This is a genomic window from Duncaniella sp. (assembly GCF_029054785.1).
Taxonomy (GTDB): domain Bacteria; phylum Bacteroidota; class Bacteroidia; order Bacteroidales; family Muribaculaceae; genus Duncaniella.
In genome coordinates, this window is the sequence record NZ_JAIDEN010000048.1 from 1 (window position 1) to 9,161 (window position 9,161).

Consider the following 9,161-nt stretch of genomic DNA (forward strand, 5'->3'; position numbering starts at 1 on the left):
TCTTCCAGACTCGGCTTATTCACTGTTGTCTTAGTTTCATTTCTATAAGTAGTGCCCGTTATTATAGAACATCTACCGTCAGGGTGGCTATAACAACCAGGGCGGCTATAACAACAACCGTCAGGGTGGTTACAACAACAATCGCCAGGGCGGCTACAACAATAACAACCGTCAGGGCGGATTCAAGAAGCAGGGTCCCCGTCAGAACCAGTATGGAATGCCTCAGGGAGGCCGCAGCTTCACTCCGCGTCCACGTCGCATCGAATATGAGATGCCGCTGCCGGATCCCAACGAACAGATCCGTCTCAACAAATTCATGGCCAACGCAGGTCTTTGCTCGCGTCGTGAAGCCGATGAATTCATCCAGCAGGGTCTTATCAAGGTCAACGGCAATGTAGTGACTGAACTCGGAACCAAAATCTCCCACAGCGACGTTGTCGAATATGATGAAAAGGTTGTGGCACTTGAAAGCAAATGCTACATTCTGCTCAACAAGCCGAAAGACTGCGTGACCACCAGCGATGACCCCAACGGACGTCTGACCGTCATGGATCTCGTCAAGGGTGCCTGCGACGAACGCATCTACCCGGTAGGCCGTCTTGACCGCAATACAACCGGTGTGCTTCTGCTGACAAACGACGGTGATCTTGCCTCTAAGCTGACCCACCCGAAGTATGTCAAGAAGAAGATTTACCACGTATGGACTGACAAGGATATCGCTGAAGAGGATATGCAGCGCATCGCCGACGGAATCGAACTTGAAGACGGTCCGATCCACGCTGACGCCATCTCTTATGCCACTGACACAGACCGCAATCAGGCCGGCATTGAAATCCACTCTGGCCGCAACCGCATCGTGCGCCGAATCTTCGAAAGCCTCGGCTATCATGTGACCAAGCTTGACCGTGTCTATTTTGCCGGTCTCACCAAGAAAAATCTGCCCCGCGGTCGCTGGCGCTATCTGACCCAGGAAGAGGTCAACTTCCTCAAAATGGGATCGTTTGAATAATCATTACTAACAGACTCTTGCATAATGAAAAGAACAAAAGTAGCTGATCTGCTCAAAGATCCGTCTTTGATCGGGACCGAGGTTGAGGCCAAAGGCTGGGTGCGCACCCGCCGTGGCAACAAACATGTGCAGTTTGTGCAACTGAGCGACGGCTCGACAATAAAGAATATACAGATCGTGTTTGACATGGCCAAGTTCTCCGACGAGGATCTCAAGCCTGTCACCACCGGTTCGAGCATCTGTGTGAAAGGTATGCTCGTCGAGTCGCAGGGCAAAGGACAGACCTGCGAGGTACAGGCCGACAGCCTTAAGGTCTACGGCACTGCCGATGTCGAAAGCTATCCCTTGCAGAAGAAGGGCCACACGCTGGAATTTCTCCGCGAGATCGCCCACCTGCGTCCCAGAACCAATACCTTCGGCGCGGTTCTGCGTGTCCGCAGCGCTCTGGCCTTCGCGATCCACAAGTTCTTCAACGAACGTGGTTTCCAGTATCTCCACACTCCGCTGATCACAGCGAGTGACTGCGAGGGAGCAGGAGCCATGTTCCAGGTAACAACTCTCGATCTCAACAACCTCCCCAAGACTGAGGACGGAAAGACCGACTACTCGCAGGATTTCTTCGGCAAACCGACCGCACTGACTGTTTCCGGTCAGCTTGAAGGTGAGCTGGGTGCGACAGCCTTGGGTGAGATCTATACTTTCGGCCCGACTTTCCGCGCCGAGAATTCAAATACTCCCCGTCACCTCTCGGAGTTCTGGATGATCGAGCCTGAGATGGCATTCTATGACATCACCGATAACATGGATCTGGCCGAGGAATTTGTCAAGTACTGTATCAACTATGCGTTGGAACACTGTATCGACGACATCACTTTCCTTCAGGACATGTATGACAAGGAACTCATCGAACGTCTGAAGTTCGTTGTGGAGAACGATTTCGTCCGTCTGACCTACGGCGAAGGCGTGAAGATCCTTGAAGAGTCAGGCAAGAAGTTCGAGTTCCCTGTCCACTGGGGCACCGACCTCCAGAGCGAGCATGAACGCTATCTCGTAGAGGAGCACTTCAAGAAGCCGGTGATCCTGACCGACTATCCGAAAGAGATCAAGGCTTTCTATATGAAGCAGAACGAAGACGGCAAGACCGTCCGCGCTATGGATGTTCTCTTCCCCCACATCGGTGAAATCATCGGTGGTTCGGAACGCGAGGAGAACTATGACAAGCTCCTTGCCCGTATCGAAGAGCTTGACATTCCGATGAAAGACATGTGGTGGTATCTTGACACCCGCCGTTTCGGTTCAGTGCCTCACTCCGGCTTCGGTCTGGGCTTCGAACGTCTCGTTCTTTTCGTTACCGGTATGACCAACATCCGTGACGTCATTCCTTTCCCGCGTACTCCGGGCAAGGCTGAGTTCTGATCAGGACTTATACCAAATCATTTTCTTTATATAGGAGCGCCGGATTCCGAAGAGGGATCCGGCGCTCTCAGTATATTTGACATCAGACCTGCGGCGAGGCTGAAGAATTGTTTCCTGAAGTTGAGGCGTTGTTCTCAGAGGCTGCGAGATCTTTCTTCTCGTTCTCGATGAAATGTTTCATCTCGCCGCGGCGTTCGGAGGCGCGGCCTATGAGCATGAAAATTCCTCCGAGTATGATCAGTGCTCCGAAAGTCAGAGCAGTGGCCCACGACGCGAGCGCTACGACGCCGACAAACATGGTGATCATATATGCGATGACTACTCCCATCAGGAGTATGAATCCGATCCAGAAAAGGCCTTTACCAAAAGATTTCATAAGGCAATCAAATAGTTAATAAGTGAGTAATGTTATATATACTATATAAATGATTGCACAGATGAAAAAGTTTATTTCTGATGACGGAATTTTGGCTGGCAGGCAGGCAATGTGTTTACGTGTTACGGGCAGTCTCTCTTGAATCAGGTGGTGGCCATATATAATAGTACACCCCAAAAGTTTTGTTTCAGACTTTTGGGGTGCGTTTTAATTTGAATACTCTCTTAGTCGAAGATCTTGTCCCAGTCTTTCCAGACAGCCTCATAGCCGAGGCGGCGGATGTCAGCGGCAACGGCTTTCGGCGAGCGTGGGTCCGAGACTTCGAACTGTTCGAGCGCGTCGGGGGTCGAGCAGTAGCCTCCCGGCTCGGTTTTGCTGCCGGCGCTCATGGATGTGACACCGAGCTTCATCATGTTGGCGCGGAATGCCGGATTCTCGCGGGTGGAGTAGGAGATGTCAACGTCGTGGTCGAAGATTCGGAATGCGAATGTCACCTGGGCCAGTTCGCGGTCGGTCATGACGACTTTGGGCTGATAGCCACCTTCCGCCGGACACATGCGCGGGAAGTTGACGCTGTATCTGGTGCGCCAATAGTTCTTGCGGAGGTAGCGCAGATGGCGGGCGAGCATGGCAAGATCTGTGCGCCAGTCTTCAAGACCGATGAGGACTCCCATTCCGATCTTGTGGACTCCGGCCTGACCCATGCGGTCAAAGCCGTTGACACGCCAGTCGAAAATTGACTTCATCCCTTTCGGATGGTAGGTCTTGTAGTTGGCCGCATTGTATGTCTCCTGAAAGCAGACCACGCCGTTAAGGCCGCTTTCGACCAGACGCGCATAGTTCTCGGTTTTCATCGGCATCACCTCGATCGTGAGATTGTTGAAGTAGGGGCGAGCCACTTTCAGTACCTTTTCGAGATAGTCGACACCGTTGAGCGCAGGGAATTCTCCCGAAACGATCAGCAGATTCTCAAACGGGCCGAGCTTGCGAATGGCCTCACACTCCGCCTTCACCTGATCGAGGGTCAGTGTGACGCGTTCAAGCGGATTGTTATGGTTGAAACCGCAGTAGACACACGCATTTGTACATGCGTTGGAAACGTAGAGAGGAATGTACATTGAGATTGTCTTGCCGAAGCGCTCCAGCGTGTAGCGGTGGCTCAGCTGCGCCATCTGTTCGAGATATGGCTCTGCGGCGGGGGAGATCAGCGCCATGAAATCCTCGACGCTCAGATGTTCCTTGCGCAAGGCTGCCTCTACATGGGCCGCAGTGCGTGACTGGATGAAACTTGTGGTTTCATCCCAGTCATATTTTTTGAGTTCTTCTGAAAACATATTTAGTGAGTGGTTAAAAACGAAGTTAAAATCTGAGCGAAAGTTTTGGAATGGAGATGGCTCTTAGAATCGGTATGTGACACCAAGCGGAAGGCGTCCGACTCCGACAAAGTGATGGCCGTTGTCGTGTGTGCCGTTGATGCGCGGCTGCCAGGCTGTCACTGTCGGGGTCAGCGTCAGATCAACATCCTGGGTCAGGCGCAGGCTGGCGCGTATGCCTCCTTCAAGAGCCAGTGCTATTTTGGAATTCGGGCTTGATCCCCAGCCCATGCCTACGCCGATAAGCGGGCTGACCTCGAATCTGCGTCCGGTCTCGCCGGTGAAGACATTGGTGAGATTGAGCATGTAGTCGAGGCTGAGAGTCTTGAGCTCCTGATTTTCTTTCCGGTTGCGCGGAACACAGTCGAAGGCGAATGACAGCTGGAGTCCTGATGTGCCTGTCAACCAGCCTCCGGCTGAGGCTGTGAATCCCCAGGAGATATCTCGGAACGAGGTGTTGGAGAAACTTTCGCTGTAAAGCATCGGTCCGCCGGCAATGTTGACAAACGGACGGAATTCGCTGAAATCCATGCCGCTGCCGGAGCCTTGGCTTGCGCGTTCCTTCTTTGTGCGTCCGATCTTGTAGCTTAAGCCTGCAAGCAGACGGGCTTCGGGGTTGAATCGGCGGTGATATTCGGGGATGGCGAGCAGCTGCACCTGAGGTTCAAGAATGATGTCGACTGCCGGTGACACTCCGAAGCGTCCGCGGAGACCGGCTCTCGGACCCCAGATAAGGTGGTTGAGTTTGTGGCTGTAATGGGCCGCACCGCCGGTCAGACCTACGAATGCGTCCAGATCAAACCAGCGTTCGCTGTCGAAGCCGCATGCAAGGGTGGTCAGGCTCAAAAGATAGTCGGCTGACAGGGAGAGTGAGCGGTAGTTCGATGAAGTCTCGTAACTTTCATATTCGCCGTTGATTCTCCAGGCACTTTCCGGAGTGTACCACTTTCCGAAACCGAGTGCTACCGCACAGTTTGGATGCCATGAGCGAGAACGCATCAGCACACCTCCGAGGAAGTCGAAGAAATAGCGGCGCGAGGTAAGAAATTCTTTGTAGTCAAACGTTGATTTGTAGGCATCGTATTTTTCAGAGCTGTTGAACCGGTAGACGAGACCTACGTTGACGCCGGGCATGAGTGCGGCGCGTCTGTTTGTCGCGGCGATCTCGTTGTCAAACACGCGGACGTTCGGTTCAAGATAGAGTCCGACCGAAGGGGATACTTTCCAGATCCCCTGAAGGCCTGCATGAAATCCGGGATAGAATTTCTTGCCCTCTCCGCTGAGGTAGGCCGCGCTCACACCGAGCACCACGTTGGTCTCGATTTTTCCGTCGGGGTTGTAACCGACAAAAGCTGAATTGAGATTCCAGAGGTAGTCGAGATCTGCGATTGTGGCATAGCGGTTTTTCATGCCTGCCGGCTGTTTGACTTGGGTGCCGGTGGCAGAGAGCCGGAGACCGGCCGGCGCACTGAACCATTTGCCGATGGAGATGGTTCCTGAGGGGGCCGTTCTGTTGCGCCAGTCGGCGGTGTTGCTCCCGATTGATGTCATGCCGCCTGCCACGCTCATGAAGAGGTTGTCTCTGAAATGGTTGTTTTCGAACAGAGAATTGTCAACGCTGATGCCTTTGCCTCCGGCCATACGGTAGCCAAGGCCAAGCATCAGTGATGCGTTCCAGTCATATTTATGCCAGGTTTTCACATCGTCGATCCTGTCGTCATAGACGCCGAGACGTGGTTCAAGATAGATATAGGTCGAAGATGTCACATAGACTCGCGGCTGCAATCCGATTCTTGCACCGGCAGCCCACCAGAGGCGATGGCCGTCGCGGTGGAGGGCCTGGCCTTCGAGACCCATTGTTCCGACAAGTTCGAAGCGGCGCGAGGGGTTGTCGCCGCGAAGCAGTGCCGAGAGGTTCATCATATAGTCAAGAGAGAGGCCTGCGAAATAGGGCTTATAGTCTCTCATCCCATAGTGGCGGCCTGCGTTCACGCCGAGTCTCCAGCCGTGGACCGGAGTCACCCAGTCGCCGATGGTGAATCCTGCGCGGAAACCGTTTTCTGACGAAGGGCCTGTGAGGCTGGTGTTGGGGCGCATTCTCTCAAGACCGGCTTCGACAGAGATGAAAAGACGGTCGCCGAAGCGCTTTTGGGCAAATCGTTCAGCCGGTGCGGGACGCTGGAGCACGTAGTCAAGCGCGTTCATTGTCGAGTCGATCACCACCGGTCCGTCTGTGGCTGCGGCAGCTGCTGCGGGCAGCGCACAGGCGGATATTGTCATGTATATTTTAGCTATTATAGTTCTCATATCTGTTCCTCCTCTTCTTCACGTTCTTCCATAAGATCAATCAGGTCACCGTCTATTTTTGCGATCTCCTTAAGCTCCGGTTTCAGTCGCAGAGCGTTTTCGAGATGGCTGACGGCGGCCATGTATTCGTCGACTCGGTTTGCGGCAACGGCTTTGAGATATTCCTCTTCAGCCGAACCTCCGAGTTTGGAGGCTTTGCGCCAGGCCTGGTCGTTGGCTTTGAGAGCCAGAAGGATGACCACTTCATTGATCGGTGACTCGGCGGCCACTTCCTGCATGGCACCTTCGTAGCGGCCGTTGAACACATCGGTGTAGACCTTGGCCTTGTGGTAGCGGGGAGTGTCGGGGAGGAGCGAAGCCAGTGAGTCCGCTTCAAGGTAATGGTGTGTGGCGAGGCAGGCGGCTATATGGTTGAGGCGTGCTTCATCAGGGGTTTTCTTGAGCTTGTTGCCTGGTTGCAGGAATTTTCCGAGCAGGTCATAATCAGCTTCGCCGCGTTCGAGTTTCATTGCAGCGAGATCGGTCGCGCCGACAATGAAATTCGGATGGGTCTCAAGAGCCTTTTTCAGACACTCTTCCTTTTCGGCGGGAGTTTTGGCTATATAGCGGTAGTAGCGGAAAAATTCAAAGCGTGAGAGTGATTTGGGATCTGTCTTGTAGACTTCGGCAATTTCGTCGTCTGTCAGATAGCGGTACTGCGATGTCAGGAACTCATAGCTGACTTTTCGCATCCGGGGGAGATATTTGTCAGGGATGAGAGGAGAGTAGAATGGTAGACGGCGCACTCTGACAGACTGTATGTCCATCTGTCCGGGATATTTTGCGATGATTTCGGCCACAGCGTCGGCTTCGGCGTTGAGGCTGTCGGCGCGCAGCATGCTCACGAGTGTATCCCACGGTTCGACCGAACCTCCGCTCTTGACCTCCATGTAGCGGCGGGTGGTCGGAGAGAGGTTGTCCATGATCAGGTCAAGGGCCGACTTCATGCGTCGCTGCGACAGGTCGAGGTTCTTTTCGTAGTTGCCTTCAGGAGAGGATGTGGAGTAGATGAAGAAACTTTTGAGTGCCGCATCAGGGTCATTTTCGATGCGGTGAAGCTGGCTCAGGAGCGAATTCATTTCCGAGCGGTTGTTGCCTTGCTCCATGTCGAGACGGGCGTCGTTCACACGGAATGTCAGCATCACATCGCCGCGGGTGTCGCGCATCTGCATTTCAGGAGTCGGATAGAAGGTGGTGTCGGTCACCTCTGTGCCGAGCAGATTGTACTGGAAGAAACGCATCGGGTTGACGGTGCCGCGCGAGATTGTGGTCGTGTCGCGGTAGAAGACGCGGTTGTAGTTCTCCATAGCCATCAGCATGTCGCAGTGAAAGTCCTGGTCCGGATTGTCGAGATAGACAGAGTCGCTCCAGAAAATCATGTCGTCCTTGCGGCTTGAGTGTGTCTGCACTTCCACGTATTTGTTGAGCGGATCGTCATTGAGGTCGAAGTCAAGCATTCGGTCCTGAGTGATGTTGTAGCGGCGACCGTCGAATACGAGCGGTTTCAGATACCACATTTTCGAGGCTGTGACATTGTAGAGGGCCGGCTGGATGATCAGACGTGTTGACGAGTTGAACAGGCGGTGAGGCACCTTGATGCGGGTCTTGATGTGGGCGTAATTGCCTTTTATCTCGATGTCGGTGGGTTCCGGAGCCACGGTCTTGAGTTTGCCTTTGGCCTTGACAAAGACCTCGTCGAGAGTGATTGAAGAGCGGGTCATCATGACGTCTATTGCAAGCCGTCCCTCGACCGGAACCTCAGTGTCTTCCATGCCGAGGATCGAGAACACGAGTTTGCCCTCGCCGTCGATGATTACGAGATATTTTCCTTCTTCGTTGGTGCTTGCCAGGAGCTGTTCGGTCTCGGCATTGTAAATGCACACTCCTTGCATCGGTTCGCCGTTGGAGTTGGTGACGATGCCGCGGACATTGATGTCGCGGGCTATTGCGGCAGCCGAGATCAGAATGATGGCCGCGACAGTTGAGAGGATGCGTTTTGTTATTGTATTATCCATGATCTTTCGCGGGGGTTATTTCAGAATGTATGAGAAAGAAATGCCGGTTCCGACGGGTACCGGTACCCATCGGCTCATGTTTGTCGTTGCAGGCTGACCGTTTTGGGCGAGGTAGTTGTAGCCCCAGACACGTGCCACGCCCAGTCCGAGTGTGAACTCGACGTTCCAGTGGCGGTTGAGCACGAGGGCATAGCCGTAGGTGAGTCCGGCAGCGACTTCGTTGCCTTTGTAGCAGTGCTGGCGCAGCCGAAGATTGTAGACACCTCCGCTGAAAGCTACGCCCATGAAGTGGCGTGCCATCGGACGGTTGAACCAGTAGCGCAGCGACGGTTCGACGCGAAAGTTCTTGAGCATGATGTCTGACCCGTATGGAGTCTTGCTCAAAGGATTTCCAACCATTCCGATCTCGAACGTGACTCTGCGCGAGAGGCGTGTGTCGATGGTAAGGTTGGGTGACATCAGTACCCAGTCAAGAGTGTTTGTTTTCAAGGCCACTCTCTGTGCCTTGGCCGTGAAAGGACATAGTGTAAACGTGAGGATAGAGAGGATCCACAGTAGCCTATTGGTCATTGTAAAAAAAAAGTATAAAAGGTTGTTTAATAACAATAGTTAAAATCTGAGCGAAA

6 protein-coding genes and 1 pseudogene are annotated in these 9,161 nt (G+C 53.5%); 2 read left to right on the forward strand and 5 right to left on the reverse strand.

The features are described from left to right. Positions 1-115: 115 nt before the first annotated feature. Both K2H17_RS03160 and asnS read left to right on the forward strand, forming a co-directional pair. Positions 116-1,009: pseudogene (locus K2H17_RS03160) on the forward strand (pseudouridine synthase); the annotation flags it as partial. 24 nt (positions 1,010-1,033) lie between these two features. Continuing rightward, a complete protein-coding gene (gene asnS / locus K2H17_RS03165; protein ID WP_300131317.1) occupies positions 1,034-2,425 on the forward strand; it encodes an asparagine--tRNA ligase in 1,392 nt (463 codons plus the stop codon). A gap of 82 nt (positions 2,426-2,507) precedes the next feature. Here asnS and K2H17_RS03170 read toward each other — a convergent pair whose 3' ends face one another. The 5 genes from K2H17_RS03170 to K2H17_RS03190 form a co-directional block, all read right to left on the reverse strand. Next, the gene (locus K2H17_RS03170; RefSeq protein WP_300131320.1) at positions 2,508-2,801 is read right to left on the reverse strand and encodes a phage holin family protein; all 294 of its coding nucleotides are present in this window, start codon (positions 2,799-2,801) and stop codon (positions 2,508-2,510) included. Between the two features lie 224 nt (positions 2,802-3,025). Then, positions 3,026-4,135, reverse strand: a complete 1,110-nt coding sequence (thiH, locus tag K2H17_RS03175) for a 2-iminoacetate synthase ThiH (protein WP_300131321.1) — start codon at positions 4,133-4,135, stop codon at positions 3,026-3,028. Between the two features lie 63 nt (positions 4,136-4,198). Beyond that, positions 4,199-6,481 (reverse strand): hypothetical protein, encoded by a 2,283-nt coding sequence (locus K2H17_RS03180; RefSeq protein ID WP_300131324.1) that lies wholly within the window; start codon positions 6,479-6,481, stop codon positions 4,199-4,201. After that, a complete protein-coding gene (locus tag K2H17_RS03185) occupies positions 6,478-8,535 on the reverse strand; it encodes a carboxypeptidase-like regulatory domain-containing protein (RefSeq protein ID WP_300131326.1) in 2,058 nt (685 codons plus the stop codon). Before K2H17_RS03185 ends, K2H17_RS03180 begins: the two co-directional genes overlap by 4 nt. A 15-nt stretch (positions 8,536-8,550) precedes the next feature. Beyond that, positions 8,551-9,105, reverse strand: coding sequence for a DUF3575 domain-containing protein (locus K2H17_RS03190; protein ID WP_300131328.1), 555 nt, complete (start codon positions 9,103-9,105; stop codon positions 8,551-8,553). Between the last annotated feature and the right edge of the window lie 56 nt (positions 9,106-9,161).